Origin of the sequence: Spirillospora sp. NPDC029432, assembly GCF_040703975.1 — a bacterium.
GTDB lineage: Bacteria > Actinomycetota > Actinomycetes > Streptosporangiales > Streptosporangiaceae > Spirillospora.
This window is the reverse complement of sequence record NZ_JBEZWH010000007.1, coordinates 34814-57764: the sequence shown is the minus strand read 5'-3', so window position 1 is coordinate 57764 and position 22951 is coordinate 34814. Positions and strand designations below refer to the sequence as shown.

At 74.1% G+C, this 22951-nt stretch carries 23 protein-coding genes; 8 read left to right on the top strand and 15 right to left on the bottom strand.

Annotation, left to right across the window (positions count from 1 at the left end; translation table 11 throughout):
• Positions 1–11: 11 nt before the first annotated feature.
• Positions 12–2702: an AAA family ATPase gene (locus AB0881_RS07630; protein ID WP_366615116.1), complete on the bottom strand. Its 2691-nt coding sequence runs from the start codon at positions 2700–2702 to the stop codon at positions 12–14.
• Between the two features lie 118 nt (positions 2703–2820).
• Between AB0881_RS07630 and AB0881_RS07625 the strand changes: the two genes are divergently transcribed.
• From AB0881_RS07625 to AB0881_RS07615, 3 genes are all read left to right on the top strand, one after another.
• A complete protein-coding gene (locus AB0881_RS07625; protein WP_366615114.1) occupies positions 2821–4320 on the top strand; it encodes an FAD-dependent oxidoreductase in 1500 nt (499 codons plus the stop codon).
• Positions 4317–5045 (top strand): hypothetical protein, encoded by a 729-nt coding sequence (locus tag AB0881_RS07620; protein ID WP_366615112.1) that lies wholly within the window; start codon positions 4317–4319, stop codon positions 5043–5045. The genes AB0881_RS07625 and AB0881_RS07620 overlap by 4 nt, the downstream gene beginning before the upstream one ends.
• Before the next feature lie 89 nt (positions 5046–5134).
• A complete protein-coding gene (locus AB0881_RS07615; RefSeq protein ID WP_366615110.1) occupies positions 5135–6106 on the top strand; it encodes a hypothetical protein in 972 nt (323 codons plus the stop codon).
• A 12-nt stretch (positions 6107–6118) separates the two neighbouring features.
• Here AB0881_RS07615 and AB0881_RS07610 read toward each other — a convergent pair whose 3' ends face one another.
• The 3 genes from AB0881_RS07610 to AB0881_RS07600 all read right to left on the bottom strand — a co-directional run bounded on the left by AB0881_RS07610 (position 6119) and on the right by AB0881_RS07600 (position 9424).
• Complete coding sequence (locus AB0881_RS07610; protein WP_366615108.1) at positions 6119–7531, bottom strand: ATP-binding protein; 1413 nt, start codon at positions 7529–7531, stop codon at positions 6119–6121.
• A gap of 13 nt (positions 7532–7544) precedes the next feature.
• Positions 7545–9203, bottom strand: coding sequence for an FAD-dependent oxidoreductase (locus tag AB0881_RS07605; protein WP_366615106.1), 1659 nt, complete (start codon positions 9201–9203; stop codon positions 7545–7547).
• An 80-nt stretch (positions 9204–9283) separates the two neighbouring features.
• On the bottom strand, positions 9284–9424 hold the full coding sequence (locus tag AB0881_RS07600; protein WP_366615105.1) for a hypothetical protein: 141 nt from the start codon (positions 9422–9424) through the stop codon (positions 9284–9286).
• Between the two features lie 314 nt (positions 9425–9738).
• Between AB0881_RS07600 and AB0881_RS07595 the strand changes: the two genes are divergently transcribed.
• Entirely contained in the window at positions 9739–10557 is an 819-nt protein-coding gene (locus AB0881_RS07595) for an SAM-dependent methyltransferase (RefSeq protein WP_366615103.1), read from the top strand.
• Positions 10557–11735, top strand: coding sequence for a cytochrome P450 (locus tag AB0881_RS07590; protein ID WP_366615102.1), 1179 nt, complete (start codon positions 10557–10559; stop codon positions 11733–11735). The genes AB0881_RS07595 and AB0881_RS07590 overlap by 1 nt, the downstream gene beginning before the upstream one ends.
• A gap of 63 nt (positions 11736–11798) precedes the next feature.
• Here AB0881_RS07590 and AB0881_RS07585 read toward each other — a convergent pair whose 3' ends face one another.
• A complete protein-coding gene (locus AB0881_RS07585; RefSeq protein WP_366615101.1) occupies positions 11799–12158 on the bottom strand; it encodes a DUF1801 domain-containing protein in 360 nt (119 codons plus the stop codon).
• Positions 12158–12907 carry an SDR family oxidoreductase gene (locus AB0881_RS07580; RefSeq protein ID WP_366615099.1) on the bottom strand — a complete coding sequence of 250 codons (750 nt, stop codon included), beginning with the start codon at positions 12905–12907 and terminating at the stop codon, positions 12158–12160. Before AB0881_RS07580 ends, AB0881_RS07585 begins: the two co-directional genes overlap by 1 nt.
• A 394-nt stretch (positions 12908–13301) precedes the next feature.
• Here AB0881_RS07580 and AB0881_RS07575 point away from each other — a divergent pair, with 394 nt between their 5' ends.
• Positions 13302–13517, top strand: coding sequence for a hypothetical protein (locus AB0881_RS07575; RefSeq protein ID WP_366615098.1), 216 nt, complete (start codon positions 13302–13304; stop codon positions 13515–13517).
• 28 nt (positions 13518–13545) lie between these two features.
• Here the strand turns inward: AB0881_RS07575 and AB0881_RS07570 are convergent, their stop codons facing one another.
• Positions 13546–14172 carry a chemotaxis protein CheB gene (locus AB0881_RS07570; RefSeq protein WP_366615097.1) on the bottom strand — a complete coding sequence of 209 codons (627 nt, stop codon included), beginning with the start codon at positions 14170–14172 and terminating at the stop codon, positions 13546–13548.
• Between the two features lie 59 nt (positions 14173–14231).
• Positions 14232–15344 carry an FAD-dependent monooxygenase gene (locus tag AB0881_RS07565; protein ID WP_366615095.1) on the bottom strand — a complete coding sequence of 371 codons (1113 nt, stop codon included), beginning with the start codon at positions 15342–15344 and terminating at the stop codon, positions 14232–14234.
• 74 nt (positions 15345–15418) lie between these two features.
• Between AB0881_RS07565 and AB0881_RS07560 the strand changes: the two genes are divergently transcribed.
• Positions 15419–15985 carry a TetR/AcrR family transcriptional regulator gene (locus AB0881_RS07560; protein ID WP_366615094.1) on the top strand — a complete coding sequence of 189 codons (567 nt, stop codon included), beginning with the start codon at positions 15419–15421 and terminating at the stop codon, positions 15983–15985.
• A 7-nt stretch (positions 15986–15992) separates the two neighbouring features.
• Here the strand turns inward: AB0881_RS07560 and AB0881_RS07555 are convergent, their stop codons facing one another.
• From AB0881_RS07555 to AB0881_RS07535, 5 genes are read right to left on the bottom strand one after another with little or no spacing between them, the layout of a single operon-like run.
• Positions 15993–16775, bottom strand: coding sequence for an ABC transporter ATP-binding protein (locus tag AB0881_RS07555; protein WP_366615093.1), 783 nt, complete (start codon positions 16773–16775; stop codon positions 15993–15995).
• On the bottom strand, positions 16772–17803 hold the full coding sequence (locus tag AB0881_RS07550) for an iron chelate uptake ABC transporter family permease subunit (RefSeq protein WP_366615091.1): 1032 nt from the start codon (positions 17801–17803) through the stop codon (positions 16772–16774). The genes AB0881_RS07555 and AB0881_RS07550 overlap by 4 nt, the downstream gene beginning before the upstream one ends.
• Positions 17800–18777 carry an iron chelate uptake ABC transporter family permease subunit gene (locus tag AB0881_RS07545; protein WP_366615089.1) on the bottom strand — a complete coding sequence of 326 codons (978 nt, stop codon included), beginning with the start codon at positions 18775–18777 and terminating at the stop codon, positions 17800–17802. The genes AB0881_RS07550 and AB0881_RS07545 overlap by 4 nt, the downstream gene beginning before the upstream one ends.
• Position 18778: 1 nt before the next feature.
• Positions 18779–19555: a siderophore-interacting protein gene (locus tag AB0881_RS07540; protein WP_366615087.1), complete on the bottom strand. Its 777-nt coding sequence runs from the start codon at positions 19553–19555 to the stop codon at positions 18779–18781.
• A complete protein-coding gene (locus tag AB0881_RS07535; RefSeq protein ID WP_366615086.1) occupies positions 19552–20544 on the bottom strand; it encodes an ABC transporter substrate-binding protein in 993 nt (330 codons plus the stop codon). The genes AB0881_RS07540 and AB0881_RS07535 overlap by 4 nt, the downstream gene beginning before the upstream one ends.
• A gap of 172 nt (positions 20545–20716) precedes the next feature.
• Here AB0881_RS07535 and AB0881_RS07530 point away from each other — a divergent pair, with 172 nt between their 5' ends.
• Positions 20717–21496, top strand: coding sequence for an AraC family transcriptional regulator (locus AB0881_RS07530; protein WP_366615085.1), 780 nt, complete (start codon positions 20717–20719; stop codon positions 21494–21496).
• A gap of 4 nt (positions 21497–21500) precedes the next feature.
• Here the strand turns inward: AB0881_RS07530 and AB0881_RS07525 are convergent, their stop codons facing one another.
• Positions 21501–22373 (bottom strand): TIGR03619 family F420-dependent LLM class oxidoreductase, encoded by an 873-nt coding sequence (locus AB0881_RS07525; RefSeq protein WP_366615083.1) that lies wholly within the window; start codon positions 22371–22373, stop codon positions 21501–21503.
• Entirely contained in the window at positions 22370–22900 is a 531-nt protein-coding gene (locus AB0881_RS07520; protein ID WP_366615081.1) for a nuclear transport factor 2 family protein, read from the bottom strand. Before AB0881_RS07520 ends, AB0881_RS07525 begins: the two co-directional genes overlap by 4 nt.
• Positions 22901–22951: the final 51 nt, after the last annotated feature.

Below are 22951 nucleotides of genomic sequence, written 5' to 3'. Positions count from 1 at the left end.
GCCCCGGCCTCCTACCGGACGTCCGGGAAGAGGCCCAGGCGGTGGGCGGCGGCCGCGGCCTCGCCGCGCGTCCTGACGCCGAGCTTGGCGAGGATGCGGGAGACATGGACGCTGGCGGTCTTCGGGCTGATGAAGAGGCGCTCGGCGATCTGGCGGTTGGACCTGCCCGCCGTGATGAGCCTCAGGACCTCGGTCTCGCGGTCGGTGAGGCCCAGCGGGACGGGCTCCTCCCGCGCGGCCGTCCCGTCCGCGAGGTCGATGCGGGCGGCGCGGGCCATCACGGCGATCTCGTCGCGGAGCGGACGCGCGCCCAGGAGAGCGCACTGCTCGGCCGCGGTACGGAGCAGATCGGCCGCAGCTTTCCGGTCGTTGCCCGCCGCGGCCTCTTCGGCGGCGCGCAGGCGTGCCTGGGAGGCCGCGTACACCTCGCCGATCCCGTCGTAGGCGGCCACGGCGTGCCGCCAGGAGGCGTCGCCCGACTCCGCCCGGAAGTGGGCGGCGTACGCGGCGGTGAGGGGCGTGTCCGAGGGGAGCGCGGCCGCCCGTTCCCGGAGGGCCCGTTCCCTGGAGCCGTCCCCGGTTCCGGCGGCGAGCAGGAGCAGGCGCCAGGCGCGGACGGGAGGCAGCGGCGCGTCCAGGGCCCTGCCGATGATCGTGCGCGCCTCGGTCCGGCGCCGCTCCCGGAGGGCCAGGGCCGCCTCCAGATACGGGGCGTCGCGGGCCAGCGCCAGGTGGTCGCGTGCCTGCCGCGTCTCGCCGCGCGCCAGCGCCAGCTCGCCGCGCAGGGCGTACAGGGAGGCGGTGAAGCCGGGGGCGGGGTCGCGGCGGAGGGCGTCGGCGGCGGCCGTCTCCGCCTCGTCCCAGGCGCCGGTGGCGAACAGGGAGGCGGCCAGGCGCAGGCCGATGAGGGCGCCCAGGGTACGGAAGAGGCCGGCCGTGCGGGCGGCCTCCAGCCCGGCCCGCGCCGCCGCGATCGCGGCCGGGTGGTCGCCCGTGTCGCCGTGGAGGTCGGCGCGGTTCAGCAGGACCCGGGAGAGCAGTACGGCGTCGTCCAGGCGGACCGCGATCCCCTCGGCCTCCTCGAACGCCGCCAGCGCGCCGGCGTGGCGGCCGAGCCGGGCCAGCGCCATCCCGGCGGTCGTGACCGCGTTGGTGACCAGCCCCTCCTCGCCCAGGCCGGCGGCCAGCCGGGCCGCTTCCCGCGCGGTGTCGTGCGCCTTCTCCGGCCGGCCGCGCAGGACGAGGACGGCGCCGGCCAGGTCGAGCACGCGCGCGCGGGCGAGCGGCCCGGCGTCGGCGACGGTGCGCAGCGCCTCGTCCAGCGCGGTCAGGGCACCGTCCCTGCCGAGGCTGTGCAGGGCCATCCCGCGGTGGGCGAGCAGCATCGCCGTGCGGCCGGGAGACGTCTCCTCCACCAGGGCCCGGTCCAGGAGGTCGAGGACCTGGTGGTCCTCGCCCGCCCAGCCGCCCGCGCGCAGGGCCCTGTCCTGGACGGCGCCGCGCTCCGACGCGGGACGTCCTGACCCCGGCCAGAGGTCCAGTGCCCGGACGAGCAGCCGGCACTCCTCGGCATGGGCGTACACGGCCGCGGCCGCGTCGGCGGCGGTGAGGAGGGCGGGCAGCGCGCGCTCCGCGTCCCCCGCCTCGTACCAATGGAACGCGACCTCGGCCGCGAAACGGTCGGGAAGCGTCAAGGCGGGGTCGGCGTCGAGCGCCTCCGCGTAGCGGCGGTGCATGCGGGTCCGCTCCGCCGGGAGCAGGTCGCCGGCGATGGCCTCGCGCAGGAGCGCGTGCCGGAAGGCGTACCCGTCTTCACGGGCGACGAGGACCTGCGCGTCCCTGGCCGTGCGGAGGGCGGCCAGCAGGTCGTCCTCTGGGAGGCGGGTGACCTCCGCCAGCAGTTCGTGCGAGACGACCGGACCTCCCACGGACGCCTCCCGTACGGCGTCCCGGGTCGTCTCGGGAAGGCTGGTGAAGCGGCTCAGCAGGAGGTCGCGCAGGGACTCGGGGAGTTCCGTGCCCTGCGTCCGGACGAGTTCCTCCGCGAAGAGCGGGTTGCCTCCCGAGCTGCGGAAGACGCGGTCGGTCAGCTCCTCCGGTGCGCGTTCCCCCAAGACGGCCGCGATCAGCTCGGCCGTCTCGGCGCGGTCGAAGCGCGGCAGGTCGAGGCGTACGACATGGGGCAGCCGCTGAAGTTCCGCGAGGAACGAACGCAGCGGGTGCCCGCCATGCAGGGCGTCCGTGCGTACCGCCACGAGGACCAGGATCCGCGCCGAACGCAGGGCCCGCGCGAGAAAGCCCAGGAGGTCGCGCGTTGAGCCGCCCGCCCATTGCAGGTCGTCGATGACCAGGAGCGTCGTGCGTTCCGCTCCGAGGCGCTCCAGGAGGCCCGCGAACGTGTCGAACATCGAGGCCCGGTCGCCCGCCAGCGAGGACAGGCCGTCGACGCCCAGCTCGCGGAGCATGCCGGTGAAAGGGACGAACGGCAGCCCGCCCTCGCCCAGCTCCACGCACGCGCCGCGCAGCACCCGGACACCGGAGTCCTCGAACCGGGAGGCGGCGTGCTCCAGCAGCCGGGTCTTGCCCGCGCCGCCGTCCCCGCCGACGACCACGAACCGCGGCGCGCCGGACTCGGCGGCCCGCAGCGCCTCCTCGATCCGCGCCAGCTGCGCGCCCCGGCCCACGAACCCTCCCCGCCGCATGATCGCCATCATCCCCCGCCGGGCCGGATCTGAGGACCCGGATAAGGCATTCGCCGGACGTGCGCCGCCCCCCTCAGCGCGGAGTCTCGTCCCATCGCACCGACAGAGGGAGGACGACATGACGAACCGGATACCGGTGCTGATCGTGGGCGGCGGGGTGACCGGCCTGTCCGCCGCGGTGTTCCTGGCCGGGCAGGGCGTCGCCTGCACGCTCGTGGAGAAGCACCCCGACCTGCTGATCCACCCCCGGGCGCGGGGGCTGACGCCGCGCACGATGGAGATCTACCGGCAGTACGGGCTGGAGCCCGGGATCCGCGCGGCCGCGTACGCCGGCGAGGACTTCGTGTGGCGGCCGGTGAAGGCGGAGACGCTGAACGACGCGGTGTACGAGGAGCCCGACGAGCCGTTCGAGGACGACGGTTCCGCGTCCAGCCCCACCGGGTTCGGCCCGATCGACCAGGACAGGCTGGAGGTGCTGCTGCGGGACCGGGCCCGCGGGCTGGGCGCCGACGTGCGGTTCGGGACCGAGCTGGCCGCGTTCGAGCAGGACGCGGCCGGCGTGACCGCGCGGCTCGGCGGCGGCGAGACGGTGCGCGCGGACTACATGATCGCCGCCGACGGCTTCCACAGCCCGGTCCGCGCAGAGCTGGGCATCGCGCTGGACGGTCCCGGCACGCTGTTCCACACGATCACCGCGATCGTGGACGCCGACCTGGCCCCGGCCGTGCGCGGCCGTCCGGTCGGCACCGCCTACCTGGAACGCCCCCGGCCGTTCACGATCATCATGGCGCACGACGAGGCGGGGAGGCGGTGGGTGTTCGGCACCGGGTACGACCCGTCCCGGGAGTCGCCCGGCGACTTCACCGACGAGCGGGTCGCGGGGATGGTGCGGGCCGCGGCCGGCCTCCCGGACGCCGAGGTCGCGCTCCGCCCGCAGGTCCCCGGCACCGACATCAAGATCCTCGGCTTTCCGATCGGGGCGCACCTCGCCCGCCGCTACGGCGCGGGCCGCGTCTTCCTGGCCGGCGACGCCGCGCACGCCTGGCCGCCCACCGGCGGGCTCGGCGCGAACGCGGGCGTCCAGGACGCGCACAACCTGGCCTGGAAGCTCGCCGAGGTCCTCGCCGACCGCGCCGGCACCGGCCTGCTCGCCACCTACGAGGCCGAGCGGCGGCCGGCCGGGGCGATGACGATGGAGCAGGCCATGGCGCGGTTCGGCGCCCGGATGGGCCCCGGCGCCGGACCGGAGATCATCGACTACGGCGCCGTCTCGATGGGGTACCGGTACGACTCGGCCGCCGTCGTCGGCGGCGACCCGGACCCGGCGCCGATGCTCCCCGCCGACCTGGACGGCCGACCCGGCAGCCGCGCGCCGCACGCCGACCTGGGCGGCGGCCGCTCCACGCTCGACCGCTACGGCCGCGGGTTCGTCGTGGTCGGCGACGGGCCGGTCTGGGAGAAGGCCGCCGTCGACCTCGGCATCGACTCCGCCCCGTCCCACGGCACCGTTCCCGGCGGCCACGCCCTGCTCGTCCGGCCCGACGGGTTCGTCGGCTGGCGCGGCACCGGCCCCGCCGACCTGGCCGCCGCCCTCGCCGCCATCAGGAGCCGGTCATGAAGGACGAGGCCATGCAGGACGAGGGCATGCAGGACGAGGGCATGCAGGACGAGGCCATGAAGGAGAAGACCATGCGGAACGACACGCGGAAGGCCGTGCACGAGGCCACGTCCGAAGGCGTCCGCGCCGCCCGCGTCACCGTCCCGATGCCGGCCGGCCTGGAGACCGCCCGGCTGAGCTTCGACAACGGGCTCGGCCGGCTGGAGCTGGCGGCCCGCGAGGGGCTGGGGAACCTGCTGGAGGCCGAGTTCGGCGGCCCGCCGCCGGCCGTCTGGTCGGTGGACGGCAGGACGCACGTGGAGTACCCGCTCGGCGCGCGCCTGCTCCGCCGCACCGCCCCCAGCACCATGCGGCTCGACCCGGCCGTGCCGTGGGCGGTGGACGTCCACGGCGGCGCCGCCCACCTCGACGCCGACCTCACCGGCGCCGACCTGCGCTCGCTCGCCTTCCACGGCGGCGTGGCGCACGCGTCGATCGCGCTCGGCCGGCCGCGCGGCACCCGTACCGTCCGGTTCGCGTCCGCCGACGACCTCCGGATCTCCCGTCCGGCGGGCGTCCCGGTACGGATCGAGGCCGCCAAGGGCGTCACGCGGGTCGCCCTGGACGACCGCGCGTTCGGCGCGGTGGGCAACGGCCTCGCCGACCAGACGCCGGGCTACGACACCGCCGAGGACCGCTACCTGATCCTCGTCTCGGGCGGCGTCTCCGGCCTCACCCTGTCCTGAAAGATCAGTTCACGTGACCTCTTAAGCGGAGGCGCCCGTGTTGCCTAGGATCAAACGGTTCTGGCGACGCGGGCGCTTCTGGGGTGGCGATGAAGAAGGCTTTCATGTGGGCGGGGGCCAACGTCGACGTCATGGTCGCGGTGACGCTGGCGGTCGTCATCCTCATCCTCGACTTCACCGGCGTGACGTCCGCGAAGATCGTGCAGAGCGCGACGATGGCGACGCTCGCGGTGGTCGCGATCGTGCTGCTGCGCGAGCGGGTGCGCGGCGACGGCCAGGGGCAGTCCGTCCTGGAGTCGGTGGGCGAGACGCACCGGCGGCTCGACCGGCTGACCGACGAGTTCCAGCGCCGCCCGGAGGTCCGGGTGATCAGCGGTTCCGAGGCCAACCGGGTGCTGGAGGAGGCGCGCCGGGAGACCGGCCGCTGGGTGTTCCGCGGCGCCACCGGCGCGTACGTCCGGGCCGTCACGCTCCCCGAGTGCGTGCGCGCCGCCCGGCCGCACCGCCGCCGGCTCGACTTCCGGCTGGAGATCCTCGACCCGAGCGACCCGGACCTGTGCGAGGAGTTCGTCGGCCTGCACCGGCGGATGGCGGTCGGCACCGACAGCCCCGAGCGGTCCTGGACCGTACGGGAGACCCGGCGGGAGCTGTACGCGACGATCCTGGCGGCGTGCTGGCACCAGCAGCGGTACGAGCTGCTCGACATCGACGTCCGGCTGTCGGCGAGCTACTCGCTGCTGCGCTACGAGCTGTCCAGCAGCTGCGTCATCTTCACCCAGCGCGGCCCGGAGTTCCCCGCGATCGTCATCGCCGGCGGCACGCCCAGCTACCTCTGCTGGGAGTCGGAGCTGCACGTCAGCTTCCAGCAGGCCAGGCGGCTGCGGCTGCACGACGTCAAGGGCCTGCCGCTCGGCGAGGAGCCCGCGCCGGACGAGATCCGCGCGCTCTTCCAGGGCCTCGGCATCGAGCTGCCGGCCGACTACACCGACGACGACCTCGTCGGGATCCGGCGGCTCGCGCTGGAGTCGTCCGACCCGTACGCGGACCAGAACTCCGCCTGACGCCCCGCCTTCCTACGGCTCGGTGAGGGGGAGGAGGACCTGGAAGCGGGTGTCGCCCGGCTCGGAGTCCACCCGCAGGACGCCGTGGTGGCGGTCGGCCACGATCCGGTACGCGATGTCCAGCCCGAGGCCGGTGCCGTCGCCGACCGGCTTGGTGGTGAAGAACGGCTCGAAGATCCGCTCCAGGTTCTCCGCCGGGATGCCGGTGCCGGTGTCGCGGATCTCCACCAGCAGCCGGTCGTCGGCCGCCCGGGTCGTGACGGTGAGCGTGCCCTCGCCGCCCATCGCGGCGACCGCGTTGTCGACCAGGTTCGTCCACACCTGGTTGAGCTCGCCCGCGTACGCCGGGACGGTCGGCAGCCCCCGGTCGTACTCCTTCACCACCCGCACACCCGAGCCGATCTTGCCGGACAGCATGACGAGGGTGGAGTCCAGGCCCTCGTGGACGTCGATCCACTGGTACGGCGCCCGGTCCATCTGCGAGTACTGCTTCGCCGCGCCCAGCAGGTTCGAGATCCGCGCGGTGGCGTCCTCGATCTCGCCCATCAGCGTCTCGGTCTCCAGCGCGTACCCGAGCCAGCGCAGCGCCGTGCTCAGGAACTCCTCGCCGACCGCGCCGCCCACCTCGTCCAGGTCGGCCGCGCCGATCCCGGCGGGGACGAGGACGGGCGCCAGGTCCCAGCCGTCCTCCACGTCGTGGTCGTCCAGCCAGTCGGTCAGCTCGTCCTCCCGGTCGGCGACCTGCATCGCCGTCATCGGCGGCGCCTCCGAGACCCGCTTGACCAGGCGCTCCTGGACGTCGATGAGCTTCTCCAGCAGCCCCGGCTCGATGTCCTCATGGGCGAGCTTCGCCAGCTTGTGCCGCATCCCGGCGACCCGCTCGCGCAGCGCCGCCGTCGCCCGCACGGCCGCCGCGGCCGGGTTGTTCAGCTCGTGCGTGAGCCCGGCCGACAGCACGCCCAGGGCCAGCAGCCGCTCCCGCTGGCCGATGACCAGCTGGGTGTTGCGGGTGCCGGACAGCATCCCCTCCAGCAGGTGCGTCGGCATCGGGAACCATTCGCGGAACCGCTCGGCGAAGTCGGCGGCCGGCAGCAGGAAGAACGACGCCTCGGTCACCGCGTACGCCGTCGCCCCGTACCGCTGGTCGTCGTCGCCGTCCACGAAGAACTGGATCGCGCCGCAGTAGACGCCGCGCCGGCTCGACCGGTTGAGCTCCACCTCCTCGCCGCGGACCGCCCGGGTCAGCTTCAGCGTCCCGGACAGCAGCACGTAGAAGCAGGTCGCCGGCTCGCCCTCGCGGAACACCGGCTGCCCTTCGGGGACCGTCTCGACCCGGCCGTGCGCGGCGATCCAGTCGAGCTGCCCGGGCTCCAGGCGCTCGAAGAGGAACAGCGTCCGCAGTTCCTCGTTGCTCAGTGCGCTCACCGCTCCGCTCCGTTCACCGTTCCTCCAGGTATCTGTGGACGAGCGTCACGGCCATGGCGCCCTCGCCGACCGCCGACGCGACCCGCTTCACCGACTGCGCCCGGACGTCGCCGGCCACGAACACGCCCGGGATGGACGACTCCAGGTAGTACGGGTCCCGGTCCGGCGGCCAGCCCGCCGGGCGGCGCCCCTCGTCCAGCAGGTCGGGACCGGTGCACACGAAGCCGTGCGCGTCCCGGGCGACCGCGTCGCCGAGCCAGTCGGTGTGCGGCGCGGCGCCGATGAACACGAACACGTGCCGGCACGGGACGTCCTCGGTCTCGCCGGTGTCGGCGTCCGCGAGCGTCAGCCGCTCCAGCCGGTCGCCGCCGTGCGCGGCGGCCACGGTCGTCCGGACCCGCACCTCGATGTTGCCGATGGCGTCGATCTGCTCGATCAGGTAGTGCGACATCGACTGCGCGAGGTCCTTGCCGCGGACGAGCAGCGTCACCTTCCGGGCGTGCCGGGAGAAGAACACGGCCGCCTGGCCCGCCGAGTTCGCCCCGCCGACGATGTAGACGTGCTCGCCCTCGCACGCCTGCGCCTCGGTGGACGCCGACCCGTAGAAGATCCCGCGCCCGGTCAGGTCCCGGCAGCCCGCCGCGTCCAGCGCCCGGTACATGACGCCCGTCGCGAGGATCACCGAGTGCGCCGAGATCTCCGTCCCGTCCTCGAAGCGGACGACCCGCGCCGACCCCCGCGCCTCCAGCGCCTTCACCTTCCGCGCCGTCAGCACCTCGGCGCCGAACTTGCGCGCCTGCCGCCGCGCCCGGTCGGTCAGCTGGGCGCCCGACACGCCGTCCGGGAAGCCGAGGTAGTTCTCGATCCGCGAGCTCTGCCCGGCCTGCCCGCCGGTGGCCTGCTTCTCGACCAGGACCGTCCGCAGGCCCTCGGACGCCCCGTACACGGCGGCGCCCAGCCCGGCCGGCCCGCCGCCGACCACGACCAGGTCGTAGAAGTCGCCCGCCGGGTCGGTCGAGAGCCCGGCCGCCGCGGCGATCTCCGCCGTGCTCGGCTTGACCAGCGACTCCCCGTCCGGCGTGACGACCACGGGGATGTCGTCCGGGCCGGCGCCCGCCGCGTCCAGCAGGCGCCTCCCCTCGGGCTCGTCCACCGAGTACCAGCGGTACGGGACCGCGTTGCGGGCGAGGAAGTCCCGGACCCGGTACGCGGGCTCCGACCAGCGGTGCCCGACGACCTTGACCTCCTCCACCGGCCGGTCCCCGACCGCCTTCCAGGTCTCGACCAGCGCGTCCACGACCGGGTAGAGCTTCTCCTCCGGCGGGTCCCACGGCTTGAGCAGGTAGTGGTCGACGTCCACGACGTTGATCGCCTGGATCGCGGCCTCGGTGTCGGCGTACGCCGTCAGCAGCGCCCGCCGCGCGTGCGGGAACAGGTCCATGGCCTGCTCCAGGAACTCGATGCCGTTCATCTGCGGCATCCGGTAGTCGGCCAGGATCGCCGCGACCGTCTCACCCCGCAGCTTGATCTCGCGCAGCGCCTCCAGCGCGTCCGCGCCGGAGGCGGCCCGCATCACCCGGTAGTCGCGCCCGTACCGGCGGCGCAGGTCGCGGGCCACGGCACGGGAGACCGACGGGTCGTCGTCGACGGTCAGCAGAATCGGCAGGCTCATGGAGCAAATCTAAACGCCGCCACGGGGAAGCGATCACGTCTCGCCTGGCCGGACGGTGCCGTTCCGGCCGGGGCGAGGCGTCAGGAGCCGTTCGGGCGCTCGCGGCGGGCGTGCTTCGGACGGTCCGGTGTCAGCAGCGCGGATTCGAGGCGCTCCATGAGCATCAGCAGGAGCAGCACCGCGAGAGGCGCCATCACTAGCAGCAGCAAGGTCGTGCTCACCTCCCACCTGGTCGAGCGCGTGGTACGGCCATGCGGTCGCGCCGGTCAAAGCCGACATATAGCCCTCTACCTCCCAAAACACGGCCTAAACCGGGGGTGCTCGCGGGGGAGGAGGGCGCCGATCAGGCGCGATCCCCGCCGCCGGCGGGGATCCACATGATCATTTCTGCCCTTGACGGAACGGGTGAAAGAAGATTCAACAATTATTCGAGTGATTGTCCCGTCGCGCTGCGCGATATCCGAATTCGCTTATCCGGGCGCGGACGCGCGCCCCTACAATCGGGCGGATCGGATTGCCCAGCCAGGGAGGCCGAGTGAGCGATCAGCAGCATCCGGAGTGGGTGATCGACCCCGAGACGCCCAGCGTGGCCCGGATGTACGACTACTACCTCGGCGGCAAGGACAACTTCGCCGCCGACCGGGCCGCCGCGGACCAGGTCGTCGCGGCGATGCCGAACGTGCTGGAGTTCACCCGGGCCAACCGCCGGCTGCTCTCCCGGGCCGTCACGATGCTCGCCGGGCGCGGCGTGCGGCAGTTCCTCGACATCGGCTCCGGGCTGCCGACGCAGGAGAACGTGCACGAGGTCGCGCAGCGGGCCGCCCCCGACTCGCGCGTCATCTACGTCGACAACGACCCGATCGTCCTCGTGCACGCGCGGGCGCTGCTGGCCGACAACCCGCTGACGACCGTGGTGCAGGCCGACCTCCTGGACCCGCAGGGCATCCTCGACCATCCCGAGGTCAAGGCCAGGTTCGACTTCACGCAGCCGGTCGCCGTGCTGCTGCTGGCGATCCTCCACTTCGTCCCGGACGAGGCGCGCCCCGCCGAGATCGTCGCGACGCTGCGCGAGCCGCTGTCCCCCGGGAGCCACCTGGTCATCTCGCACGGGCACGCGGGCGCCGTCACCCAGGAGGTCGAGACCCGGGTGAGGTCCGCGTACGGCAGGACGGGAGCGCGCGACATCATCCCGAGGGACTACGCCGAGGTCTCGGCGTTCTTCGCCGGGACCGAGCTGATCGGCTCCGGGCTGGTGCAGGTGGAGGACTGGCGGCCGGACGGCGAGCCGGTCGACCCGGCCCGCCTGGACCTGTCGCGGCCCGGCTTCCTCGGCGGGGTGGGGAGGGTGCTCTGATGCTGCCGCACGAGTTCCTGTTCGGCCGCGACTTCAGCGAGGACCCGTACGCGGCGTACGCCGAGCTGCGCGCCAAGGGCCCGGTGCACCCGATCGACTTCCCGCGCGGCGCCACGGCCTTCCTGGTCGTCGACCACGAGCACGGCCGCGCCGCGCTGAACGACCCGCGCCTGTCCAAGGACACCGCGCACAGCTCCGTGCCGGTGGACGGCGACCAGTTCTTCGGCGGCACCCTGCTCGGGATGGACCCGCCCGACCACACCCGGCTGCGCGCGCTGGTCGCCAAGGCGTTCACGGCGCGGCGGACGGAGGCGCTGCGGCCCCGTGTCCAGGAGATCACCGACCGGCTGCTGGACGCGATCGACGGCGAGGCCGACCTGATCCGGGCGCTGGCCGTGCCGCTGCCCGTCCAGGTGATCTGCGAGCTGCTCGGCGTGCCGGCGGCCGACCGCGACCGGTTCCGCGAGTGGACGGCCGTGCTGACCGTTCCGGCGCCGACGCGGGAGGCGCGGGCCCTGCGGCGCGATGTCGCGCTGGCGTTCAACGACTACCTCATGGGCGTGATCGCCGAGCGCCGGGAGCACCCCGGGGACGACCTGATCAGCGGCCTGATCGAGGCCCGGGAGGGCGACGCCGCCCTCACCGAGGTCGAGATGCTCAACATCGTCGCGCTGCTGCTCGTCGCCGGGCACGAGACCACGATGAACCTCATCGGGAACGGCGTGCTCGCCCTCCTCCAGGCACCCGACCAGCTCGCGCTGCTCCGCAAGCGGCCCGAGCTGCTGCCCGCGGCGATCGAGGAGCTGCTGCGGTACGACGGGCCGGTGGACCGCGCGAGCCAGCGCGTCGCCCTGGAGGACATGGAGATCGCCGGGACGCCGATCCCCAAGGGCGCCTGGGTGCACGTCTCGCTGGGCGCGGCGGGCCGCGACCCGGCCGCGTTCCGGGACCCGGACGAGCTGGACCTCACCCGCACCCCGAACCGCCACGTCGCGTTCGGCCACGGCCTGCACTTCTGCCTGGGCGCCCCGCTCGCCCGGCTCGAAGGGCAGATCGCCATCGGGTCGCTGCTGGAGCGGTTCCCGGACCTCGCCCTCGCCGTACCGGCGGAGGAACTGCGCCACCACCGCGCCGGCTCCATCGTCCGCGGCCTCGTCGCCCTCCCGGTACGCGTCTGAACGCCCCGGCCCGGCGGGCGGGCCGGGGCGCGCTCGCTCCCCGCTACTTGTTGCTAGCCCTTGCTAGTCCTTGTCGAGGGCGGCGGCCTGGGCGATGTAGTCCCGGATCGCCTCCTCGTCCATCGTGTCGAGTGACTTGATCTTGACGTGCCGGGTCTTCTTGCCCGCCCCCGCCAGCAGGCCGTGGGTGTCGGTGAACTCGGCGCCGCGGTCGAACGCGAACGTCAGATGCGTCTTGCTCACGCTGATCACCGCCAGTCCCTTGGCGCCCTTCCAGGCGGGCGACCCGGGCGAGCCGTACAGCGTGACCTCCTCCGCCTCCGGCGCGCCCTCGCGCATCAGCTCCCGCAGGCGGGCCACGATCGGGCGGTAGTGCTCGGGGACCTTGGCCTCCACGGCCTTGTCGAACTCGTCGGCGCTCATCAGTCGATCAGTGCTCCCGCGGAGATGTTGACCTGGGTGGACGTGAGGCTGGCCGCGTGGTCGGACGCCAGGAACGCGGCGACGCGGCCGACGTCCTGGAGCGTCGCGGCGCGCTTGAGCAGGGTCGCGTCCACCATCTGCTGCTTGTACTGCTCGGTCTGCGGCATGTCCGGCATGCTCTCGGGGATGCCGCCGGTACGCATCGACAGCACCCGCACCCCTTGCGGCCCCAGCTCGCACGCCCACTGCCGGCGCATCGCCTCGACCATGTCGGCGCCGATCTGCACGGTGCCGATGTTGGGCATGCGGTTGCCGCTGTCGGAGCCGCCGAAGTGCAGGATCACGCCCGAGTTCTGCTTGACCATGTGGCGCGCCGCCGCCCTGGTGGTGATCAGGAACGACCGGGCCACCTTCTCCATCGCCGCGGCGAAGCCGTCCACCGGCATCTCGATCATCGGCTTGAACAGCGCGTCCTGCGTGATGACATTGACGGACACGTCGATCGAGCCGGTGATGCCCGCGACCGAGTCGACCCAGGCGTCGACGGCGGACTCGTCCAGGGCGTCCACCCGGGCGGTCTCGGCCTGGCCGCCGGCCTTCCTGATCTGCTCGGCGACCGCGTCGAGGGTGGCGGGCGTCCGGCCGGCCAGGAAGACGCGGGCGCCCTCGGCCGCGAACCCGCGCGCCATCGCGCCGCCGATCGACCCGCCGCCGCCGTAGACGACGGCCGTCTTGTTCTCGAGGAGCATGCGCTCCCTCCGTTCGTTGGGGGAACTCGAACGTAGGGCGCGGGAACGGGGGCCGCATCGCTCATGAGAGTGGTCCGCGACGGCACTGGTCGCCGCCCGTTCTTCGCTCTTGCGGGGGAGCCGCCGCGCTGATCCGCAGGTCGAGCCGGAGGTGGGAGACCACGGCTCGGGCGTACGGGCGAGGGCCAGCGGCGGCCGGGGCCGTCCGCTAGTGGTCAGGCCCCGGCGCGCAGGACGTCCACCAGCCGTGCCCGCCGCCGTTCCAGGTCCGCCAGCGGGAGCGCGAGCACGCGCGTACGCCACGCGACCCCCGGCATGGTGGGGCTGGCCCTACCTGCAAGACGGGTGGCCGCCGTGATGTGGAGGACGGGGCCGCCGGGGTGGACTGGACGGCATGAACTTCAAGTCTCCCGCCCGCAAGGCCGCCGGCCCCCTCGCGGGCCTCGCGTGCATGGCCCTGGTCGGCGGCCTGTTCCAGTCGGCGGCGTCGGCCGGCGCGCGGAACACCGTCTGGCACCAGACGTGGGGCGCCGCCCTGCACCGGCCGGTGGCGTTCACGGACGCGACCGGGCCCGCCACGTTCCACACGTTCACGACGCGGCCGGAGTAGCCGACGTCCGGGCGCTCTGACCGGCGGTTCAGGCGCCCGGGACGGTGACCAGCGCGGTGAGCGCCGCCGCCAGCCGGGACGCCGGCAGCACCAGGTCGGCGCATCCGGTCGCCAGCGCCGCGGCCGGCATGCCCGCCGCGGTGGCGTCGGCGGGGTCCTGCACCAGGATCCGGCCGCCGGCGGCCTTGACCGCGCGGGCCCCGGCCGCGCCGTCGTCCAGCAGCCCGGTCAGGACGGCCCCGAGCAGCCGCGGCCCGAACCGTTCCGCCAGCGCCGCCAGCGTGGGATCGGCCATCCGCCGCGGGCTCGCGGGCCGCAGCCGTACCAGCCCGCGGGCGTCCACCCAGGCGGAGGTGCGCGGCGGCACCACCGCGACCCGGCCGGGCAGGAGGGGGCTCCGATCGGCCGCCGCGTCCACGGGCAGCGCGCCGCTCCGGTCCAGCAGGGCGGCCAGCGCGTCGGTCCCGGCGGGGGCGGGCGCGCGGTGCTGGACGATCAGCAGCGCGGCCGGGAAGCCGGGCGGCAGCCCGCCCAGCACCTGGTGCAGCACGCCGATCCCGCCCAGGGACGAGGCCAGCACGACGGCCTCGAACACGGCCGTGCCGGTCCGCTCCGCCGGTACGGCGCGCCCGGTGGCGGGCGGGACCAGAGTCACGTCTCAACGGTACGACTCGGGCACGCGAACGTACAGTGACCTGCGCTTCTTCGCATGCCTCAGGCCGGCGGGCGCCAGCCGAACGTGCGGTCGCCCTGGCGGAGCAGGAGGTTGGGGCCGAGACGTCCGACGGCCCTCATGGCGGTGTCGCGGAGCGGGGTCCGCAGGGTGGTGAGGCGGGCGATCCGGTGCGAGCTCTTCATGATCTGGGTCGTGCGGGGCAGCCGGGCCCGGGTGTAGGCGGCGAGGTCCGCGCCGGCGGCGGCGACGTGGGCGAGGGTGACGGCGTCCTCGATGGCCTGGCAGGCGCCCTGGCCGAGGTTGGGCGTCATGGGGTGGGCGGCGTCGCCGAGCAGGGCGATGCGGCCGCGGTGGAACGCGGGCAGCGGCCGCGGCATGTAGTGGACGTCGTTGCGCAGGACGCGCGCGGGGTCGGCGCGGTCCAGCAGGCCGGGGATCGGGTCGTGCCAGGAGCCGAAGAGGCGCAGCAGCTCCTCCCGTTCGTCCGGCGCGGTCGCGCCCGCGGGCGCCGGTGCGGTGGCGTAGCAGTAGACCTTGCCGTCGGCGATCGGGTTGACGCCGAAGACCAGGCCGCGGCCCCAGGTCTCGGCGGGCGTGCTCCTGCCCTCCGGGTCGTCGGTGAGCAGCCGCCAGGCGGTCAGCCCGGTGTGGCGGGGGCCGGGGTGGCCGGGGAAGAGCGCGGCCCGGACGCGGGAGCCGATGCCGTCGGCGGCCACGATCAGGTCGGCGGTGTGCGCGCCCGCCGAGGTGATCACGGTGCCGTCCGGGGAGGCGGACTCGACGGTGTCGCCCAGCCGCAGGTCGCCGGGGTCGAGCCGGTCCCGGAGCAGGTCGATCAGGGTGGCGCGGAGCATGACGACGAGGGGGTCGCCGAAGCGCTCCCGCGCGGCCTCGGCGCTGGTGCGGCTGAGCCAGCCGCCGTCCGGCCGCCGCAGGCCGCCGTCCCCGGCGAACGCGGCCAGCTCGCGGACCGGGTCGCCGAGGCCGATGGTGTCGAGGGCGCGCAGCGCGTTGGGGGCCATGGCCAGTCCGGAGCCGACCGGTTCGAGCGACGCGGCCCGCTCGTGGACGCGGACCGTCCAGCCCTTGCGCTTGAGGGCCGCGGCGGCGGTCAGCCCGCCGATCCCGCCGCCGATCACGATCGCCTTCATCCCGTGCCTCCTACACTACGTCTGTAGTGCAGACTACGGATGTAGTGGCCACTACGCAAGTAGTATCCGGGGGCATGAGATCGTCCCGCGCCGAGCTGGTCGCCGAGACCGCCGTGACGCTGCTGGCCGAGCGCGGGATGCGCGGGCTGACCCACCGGGCCGTGGACGAGGCGGCCGGCCTCCCGCCGGGGGCCGCGTCCAACGTCGCGCGCACCCGCGCGGCGCTGCTGGACCTCACCCTGGAACGCCTGAACGAGCTGGAGGAGCGGCAGCTCGCCGCGTCCGCCGCCGCCCCGCTCCCGAGCGACCGGGCGGGCGCGGTGGAGCTGGTGGCGCGGCTGCTGCACGCGCAGCTCACCCAGGACCGGCGGCGCACGCTGGCGCGCTACGAGCTGGCGCTGGAGGCCACCCGGCGGCCGGAGCTGCGCGCCCGGTACGACGCGAGCGGCCGCCGCTTCCGGGAGCCGGCCGCGGCGCTGATGGCGGCGCTGGGCTCGGCCGACCCGGAGTACGACGGCCGCCGCCTCGTGATCTACACCGAGGGCGTGACGTTCTACGCGCTCGCCGGCGCCGGCCCCGAACCGACGCTGGACGAGCTGCGCCGCGACACCGCCGACTTCCTCGCCGGCCTGCTGCGCTGAGGAGGGGTCAGACCTCCGCCGTGGGGACGATCATCGGGGTGCCGGTGACCGGGTCCGGGACGACGATGCACGGCAGGTCGAACACCTCCTTGATCAGCGCCGCGTCCACGATGTCGCCTGGCGCCCCCTCGGCCACGATCCGGCCGCCGCGCATGGCGACCAGGTGGTCGGCGAAGCGGCACGCCTGGTTGATGTCGTGCAGCACCGCGATGACCGTCCGGCCCTCGTCGCGGAGCCGGGCGAACAGCGCGAGCAGCTGGTACTGGTGGGTGATGTCGAGGAACGTCGTGGGCTCGTCCAGGAGCAGGTAGGAGGTCTCCTGGGCCAGCACCATCGCGACCCACACCCGCTGCCGCTGGCCGCCGGAGAGGTTCTCGACGGGGCGTTCGGCGAGGTCGGTGACGCCCGCCGCCTCCATCGCGGCCGCCACGACGCGCTCGTCCTCCGGCGACCACGTCGACAGCAGCGTCTGGTGCGGGTAGCGGCCCCGCGCGACGAGCTGCCGCACGGCGATGTTCTCGGGCGCGACCAGGCCCTGCGGCAGGAAGCCGACCTCGCGCGCGAACACCTTCGGCTTGTAGCCCGCCACGTCCCGCCCGTCGAAGGCCACCTCGCCGGACGACGGGGAGAGCAGCCGGGCGAAGGCGCGCAGCAGGGTCGACTTGCCGCACGCGTTCGCGCCGACGATGGCGGTGAACGCGCCGTCCGGTACGTCGAGGGCCAGGCACTCCGACACCACCCGGTCGCCGTAGCCGAGGGTGATGTCGCGGGCGGTCAGGCGCCCTTTCACGGTTGTCTCACTTCCTTGAGGAGCAGCCAGATGAGGTAGGTGCCGCCGATCGCGGTGGTCACGACGCCGACCGGCAGCTGGACGGGGGCCAGCACGGTCTGCGCGGCCAGGTCCGCGGCCACCAGCAGCAGCGCGCCGGTCAGCGCGGCGGGCAGCGGCGGCACGCCGGGCGCGCCCGCGATCCGGCGGCCGATCTGCGGCGCGGCGAGCGCGACGAACACGATCGGCCCGGCCGCCGAGGTGACGGCCGCGGTGAGCCCGACCCCGGCCACGACGACCAGCAGCCGGAAGCGGCCGAGATGGACGCCGGACGAGGCGCCGACCTCGTCCCCGAGGGCCACCTGGTGCATGGCGCGCGACAGCACGGCGAGCAGCAGGCCCAGCGCGCCGATGACGAGGAACGGCAGCCGGACCTCGTTCCAGTCGAGGCCGTTCAGCGAGCCGGAGTTCCAGCCGACGGCGGCGATGGCGACGTCCAGGTCGGCGCGCAAGATGATCCACGAGTTCACCGCCGTGAGCATCGCGTTGGCGGCGATGCCGATGACGACGAGCCGGATGCCGCTGAGGCCCTGGCGCAGCGACAGCGCGTACACGGCCGCCGCGGCCAGCAGGCCGCCGGCGAGCGAGCCGGCGGCGAGCCCGGCGGCGGTCCCGCCGAACAGCGTGATCGCGATCAGCACCCCGGTGTACGCGCCGGCGTCCAGCCCGATGACGTCCGGGCTGCCGAGCGCGTTGCGGGTGATGTTCTGGAAGACGGCCCCGGCCGCGCCGAGCGCCGCGCCGAAGACCAGCGCGGCGGCCACCCGGGGCAGCCGCCACTCCTGGACGACCAGGACCGAGTCCCCGTAGCCGAAGAGCCCGGACAGGACCTCGCCGGGCGAGTCCCAGGTATCGCCGCGGCACAGCGCGGCGACGGCGAGGACGAGCGTGGCGGCCGTGAGGATGAGCGAGGAGACGAGCAGGCGCCGCTCGATCTGGGCCGAGAACGGGCCCGCCCGCAGGACGAGGGTGCTCGCGGCGGCGTTCACAGCGACACCGTCCCGTACTTGCGGACCGCCCAGATCAGCACGGGCGCGCCGACGAACGCGGTCACGATCGCCACCGGGACCTCCCCGGTCGGCAGCAGGATCCGCGAGCCGATGTCGGAGGCCACGAGCAGGATCGGTCCGAACACGATCGTGTACGTCATCAGCCACGGGATCGAGCCGGCCGCGAGCCGCCGCGCCAGGTGCGGGACCATCAGCCCCACGAACAGGATCGGCCCGGCGATCGCGGTCGCGGCGCCGGAGAGCACGGTGAACAGGGCGAGCACGGCGATCCTGGTGTGCTTGACGCGGGCGCCGAGCGCGTGCGCGACGCTCTCGCCGAGGGCCATGCCGCCCAGCGGGCGGGTCACGAGCACGGCTCCGATGAGCCCGATCGCGATGGCCGCCAGCGGCAGGGCGAGCGGCAGTTGCTCGCGCCCGGCGAGCGCGCCCACCGACCAGAACCGGTAGCGGTCGAGCGCGTCCGGGTACACCAGCCGCAGCGCGAGCGACAGGCCGGTCAGCACGTACGTCAGCGCGACGCCGGCCAGGACCAGCCGCAGCGGGAACGCGCGGCCGACGCCGTACACGAGCACGGCCGCGGCCGCGGCGCCGGCCACGGCGAGCCCGAGCTGGGCGGTCTGCGACGCGGCCACGCCCGCCACCGTGCCGAGGATGACGGCGAAGCCGGCGCCCGCGGTGACACCGAGGACGCCGGGTTCGGCGAGCGGGTTGCGGGTCAGCGTCTGGATCAGCGTTCCGGCGGTGCCGAGCGCGGCGCCGACGCAGAGCGCGATGACCGTCCGCGGCCCCCGGATGTCGCGGACGATCACATGCTCGTCGGTGCCCGCGTAGGAGGTGAAGGCGTCCCAGATCGCGTGCGGTGGTACGGCGTGCGCCCCGACGCACACGCTGGCGCCGGCCAGGACCAGCAGGACCAGGACCGACGCCAGCAGGATCGCGACCCGCCGGGTCACGTCAGTCCTCAAACTCGACGACCCCGCGCTTCCAGTAGCCGGTGAACAGGCCGTCCATGCGGCCCTTGCTCCACGACCGCAGCGGCTTGAGGGCGTCGGCCTCGCCGGCGGCGAACAGGAACGTCCGCCCCTCCGGCAGGGCGAGGCCCCGCACGGTCTCCCCGAGGTCGCCGCGGACGATCCGGACGCCGTCGCGCTCCGCGAGCGGGTAGTCCGCGTCGCCGTCGACGACGGCGGTGGCCGACACGTCCGCGGGCGACTCGTCCAGCCAGCGCCCGAGCGCGGGCAGCGCGGTCGAGTCGACCGCGAACACGTAGTGGTCGTAGTTGTGCGGGAACGACTTGGCGCCGGGCGGGCCCGCGACCGCGACCTCCTCGCCGATCCGCGCGTTCCCGGCCCACTCGGACGCGAGCCCGCCCTCGTGCAGGACGAAGTCCAGGTCGAGCTCGCGGGCCGCGGCGTCGTACCGCCGGATCGTGTACTTGCGCGTCCTCGGGAACGGGCGCGGCCAGTCGAGCATCCGCCGGTCGTTCGGGATCGGCAGCCGGCGGGTGCCGTCCGGGTCCGGGAAGACGATCCTGACGTGGTCGTCGGCCTGGTACGTGTGCATGCCGTCGAGCCCGGGGCCGCCGAGGGTCAGCCGCAGCATCCGCGGCGTGATCTCCTCGCGGCGCACGACCTCGGCGACGCGGATGCCGATGGGGTACGGGATGCGCTCCAGGGCGGTGCCCGTCCGGTGGTGCTCTTCGACCCGGCCCTGCGGGTTGTCGCGGTTCACTTCTTCAGCAGCGGCGCGAGCGCCTGGTCGATGGCTTCCAGGGTCTTGATCGCCGAGGCGTAGGTGGCGGCCTCGGTGTAGCGCAGCCCGTACGCCTTGCCGGCCTTCACCGCGGGCAGGTTCTTCCAGAGCTTGGAGTCGAGCACGTACTTCACGGACGCGCCGGGCGTGCCGTCCGCCTGCAGCGTGTACGTGATCACGTCGGCGTCGCCGAGGCTCTCGGGCAGCTCCTCGATGGACGGCATCTCGGACACGTCGCCGGAGCCGCCGGTCTTCTTCTTGACCTGGCCGTAGTACGTCGCGCCGACGTCGGTGGCGATGTTGGTGCCCCAGGATCCGGTGAACTCGCGCTGGAACGTCCCGGACGACGCCTCGCCGTACCCGCCCACGTGCCCGAACTTCAGCCCGGCCAGCGCGTCCTTGTACTTCGCCTTGATCTCGGCGGCCTTCTTCTCGTACGCGGCCTTGCGGTTCTCGAAGTTCTGCAGCCGGCCGGCGGCGTCCGACTGGCGGCGGGACAGGTCGCGCCAGGCCGACGGGACGCTGGGGCCGATCGCCACGACGGGCGCGATCGACTCGAGGCGCTTCATGTCCAGGTCGCCGAGCACGGGCTTCGGCACCCCGATGACGATCAGGTCGGGCTTGGCCTTGGCGATCGCCTCGTAGTTGGTCTCGGCGGCGGTCTCACCGGCGATCTTGGTGAGCTCGTCGTAGGCGGCGCGGTCCTCGGCGGTCATCATCGGCAGCCCGCGCTTCCAGCTGGAGATGCCGACCAGCGCCGCGCCGGCCTCGATCAGCACCGGTACCGCGTAGCCTGTCGCGACCACGCGCTTCGGGTCGGCGGGGATGGTGACGGAGCCGTTGTCGGCGGCGAAGGTCCGGGTCTTGCCGGACCCGCCGGACCCGCCCGAACCGGATCCGCAGGCGGACGCGAGGACGAGGGCGGCCGCCAGCGCGCCGGCCAGTCTCCAGGGCTTGCGAGGGGACATGAGGGTCGTTCCTTATGGTGCGAAGAAGGTGAGGCACCGCCCGGACCTCGCCGGACGGCTCACTTAGGTTAGCCTTACCTGACTCGCGACCATAACGGTGGGAGGACAACCTGTGTCGCCCAGAGGACACCTCAGAGGGATCGAGGACCCCGCGGAGGCCGGAGGTGATCCGGTGCGGTGCGACGAGTACGGCTACGGTCTCGGCCGCCCGGACGGGATCTTCGTGCTCAAGTACCGGTCGGCGGCCGGCCTGTCCTTCGGCGAGAGCCGCCAGGACTTCCTGCACCAGCTCTACTGGTCCCCCGACGGCCTGCTCGCGACCGTGCACGGCTCCGCGGCCGGGTTCACCGGGCCGCGCGAGGGGTTCTGGGCGCAGCGCGCGATGCGGCACGAGGTCCGCGCGAGCGACCGGCAGACCGTCTACCGCGTCTGCCTGCGCGAGATACCCGCCGCCCTGGAGGACCTGCGCGCGGGCCCGGTCGCGATCGACGCCGAGGCGGCGGGCCTCATCGAGACCATCGGGAGCCCCGGCTGCGACCTGGCGACGGCGCTGGACGCGCGCGGCCGCATCATGGCCGGCCTGCACCCCGTCCCCGCCGGCCCGCCCGCGGGCCCGGACGCCGGGTCCCGCGGCCGGGCGGCCGGGACGGGCTACGCGATGACCGTCGCCCGCGCCCTCTCCCGGGACCCCGCCGACCCCACCCGGCTCGACGAGTGGGCCGAACGCCTCCTCATCAGCCCGAAGACGCTCCAGCGCGACTTCGTCCGCGAGTTCGGCGTGCCGTACACGCGCTACCGCACCCTGCTCCGGCTGAGCGCGGCCCGCGTCCTGCTCGACTCCCTGCCGGTCACCAAGGTCGCCCACCGGGTCGGGTACGCCAGCCCGTCGGCGTTCATCGCCGCGTACAGCAAGCGGTACGGCCACACCCCGGGCGGCCGTACCGCCTCCTGAACGATCAGTCCGCCTGGGCGTCCAGCCCGGCGACCTCCGCGAAGGCCTCCAGCTGCTCCAGGTAGTGGGCGAGCGACTCGTGCCGGACCGTCAGGTTGATCTGGGTCGCGCCCGCGCGCTCCGCCATGGCGATGACCTCGGCGACCCGGCCGGGGGCGTTGACCGCGTCCAGGCGCTCGCCGGGCGTGAGGACGACGTCGAAGCCGTCCGGCAGGTCGTGCCGGTCCAGCATCTCCCGCATCAGCTCCGGCGAGGGGCCGCGGAACGACTGCGGCGCGGGCGCCCACCCGTCGCCGAGGGTGACCGCGCGGCGCAGGGCGCGCTCGCTGTGCCCGCCGATCCACAGCGGCACCCGCTCCTGGGCGGCGTGCGGATCGACCACCATGTCCGTGAACGAGTAGTACGGCCCCTCGTACGACACCGTCCGCCCGGCGAGCGCGGCCCGCAGCGCCCTGAGGGCGTCGTCGGCGCGCGGCCCGCGGTCCTCGAAGGGGGCGCCGAGCATGTCGAACTCCTCCTTCAGGTTCCCGACGCCGAACGCGAGGATCAGCCGGCCGTCGCTGAGGTGGTCGAGCGTCCCGTACCGCTTGGCGATCTCCAGCGGGTGGTAGAAGGGCAGCACCAGCACGTACGGCAGGAACCGGAGCCGGCGGGTCTGCCCGGCCAGGAACGCGAACGTCGCCAGCGGGTCGTAGAAGCGCTCCCCGCGCTCCAGCCCGGGCGGTACGGCCACATGGTCCGGGCACGTCATGAACTCGTACCCGAGCCGGTCGGCGGCCCGCGCCACCCGGACGACCTCCGCCGTCCCCGCCTCCGCCTCCCACGCCGGGCGCTTGCCCGCCAGCGCCAGGATCGGGGAGCTGATACCGACCTTCACTCGCCTGCCTCCGTTCCGCGCAGCCTCCGCTGGAGCCGCGCCAAGGGGTCGTTCTCATCGCGGGTGCCGGCCGGCCCCGGGGCCTCCTTGGCGATCAGCCGGCCGGCGTCGGACCTGGTCCACTCCCGCACGGCCCACCGCTCGGCGATCGCCCACCGGCCGTCCCGGAAGGCCATGTGGTCGACGAACCGCACGCCGCTGGTGAAGTTGGCGCGCGGGCTGTCGGCGGGCTCGCCCCAGTGGACCGACGTCCCGTACGTCTCGCTGATGGCGGTGTCGCCGAGCAGCTCGACGAGGTGGTTGCCGACGATGTGCATCGTCCCGCCGCGCCGGGCGCGCAGCTTCGGCTCGACCCAGGCGATGTAGTCGTCCAGGGGCCCGTCGAAGCCGGTGTGGTGGTCGATGGCGTCCGGATGGTACGCGGACCTGACGAGGTCGAAGTCGAGCCGGTCGATCCCGCGGCAGTACCGCAGGACGGCGTCGTGGATCTGCTGGCGGTCGGACCACTCGGTCCGTGGGGCGTTCATATCGGGCGAGTGTGCGGGATCGGGCGGCCGCCCGCGGCGCGGGTCCCGCTG

Excerpts from the sequence above, each read along its gene's own strand:
- AB0881_RS07630 (WP_366615116.1), bottom strand. The coding sequence starts at position 2,702 with ATGCGGCGGGGAGGGTTCGTGGGCCGGGGCGCGCAGCTGGCGCGGATC.
- AB0881_RS07560 (WP_366615094.1), top strand. The coding sequence starts at position 15,419 with ATGAGATCGTCCCGCGCCGAGCTGGTCGCCGAGACCGCCGTGACGCTG.
- AB0881_RS07590 (WP_366615102.1), top strand. The coding sequence starts at position 10,557 with ATGCTGCCGCACGAGTTCCTGTTCGGCCGCGACTTCAGCGAGGACCCG.
- AB0881_RS07605 (WP_366615106.1), bottom strand. The coding sequence starts at position 9,203 with ATGAGCCTGCCGATTCTGCTGACCGTCGACGACGACCCGTCGGTCTCC.
- AB0881_RS07520 (WP_366615081.1), bottom strand. The coding sequence starts at position 22,900 with ATGAACGCCCCACGGACCGAGTGGTCCGACCGCCAGCAGATCCACGAC.
- AB0881_RS07615 (WP_366615110.1), top strand. The coding sequence starts at position 5,135 with ATGAAGAAGGCTTTCATGTGGGCGGGGGCCAACGTCGACGTCATGGTC.
- AB0881_RS07535 (WP_366615086.1), bottom strand. The coding sequence starts at position 20,544 with ATGTCCCCTCGCAAGCCCTGGAGACTGGCCGGCGCGCTGGCGGCCGCC.
- AB0881_RS07565 (WP_366615095.1), bottom strand. The coding sequence starts at position 15,344 with ATGAAGGCGATCGTGATCGGCGGCGGGATCGGCGGGCTGACCGCCGCC.
- AB0881_RS07625 (WP_366615114.1), top strand. The coding sequence starts at position 2,821 with ATGACGAACCGGATACCGGTGCTGATCGTGGGCGGCGGGGTGACCGGC.
- AB0881_RS07585 (WP_366615101.1), bottom strand. The coding sequence starts at position 12,158 with ATGAGCGCCGACGAGTTCGACAAGGCCGTGGAGGCCAAGGTCCCCGAG.
- AB0881_RS07580 (WP_366615099.1), bottom strand. The coding sequence starts at position 12,907 with ATGCTCCTCGAGAACAAGACGGCCGTCGTCTACGGCGGCGGCGGGTCG.
- AB0881_RS07620 (WP_366615112.1), top strand. The coding sequence starts at position 4,317 with ATGAAGGACGAGGCCATGCAGGACGAGGGCATGCAGGACGAGGGCATG.
- AB0881_RS07575 (WP_366615098.1), top strand. The coding sequence starts at position 13,302 with ATGAACTTCAAGTCTCCCGCCCGCAAGGCCGCCGGCCCCCTCGCGGGC.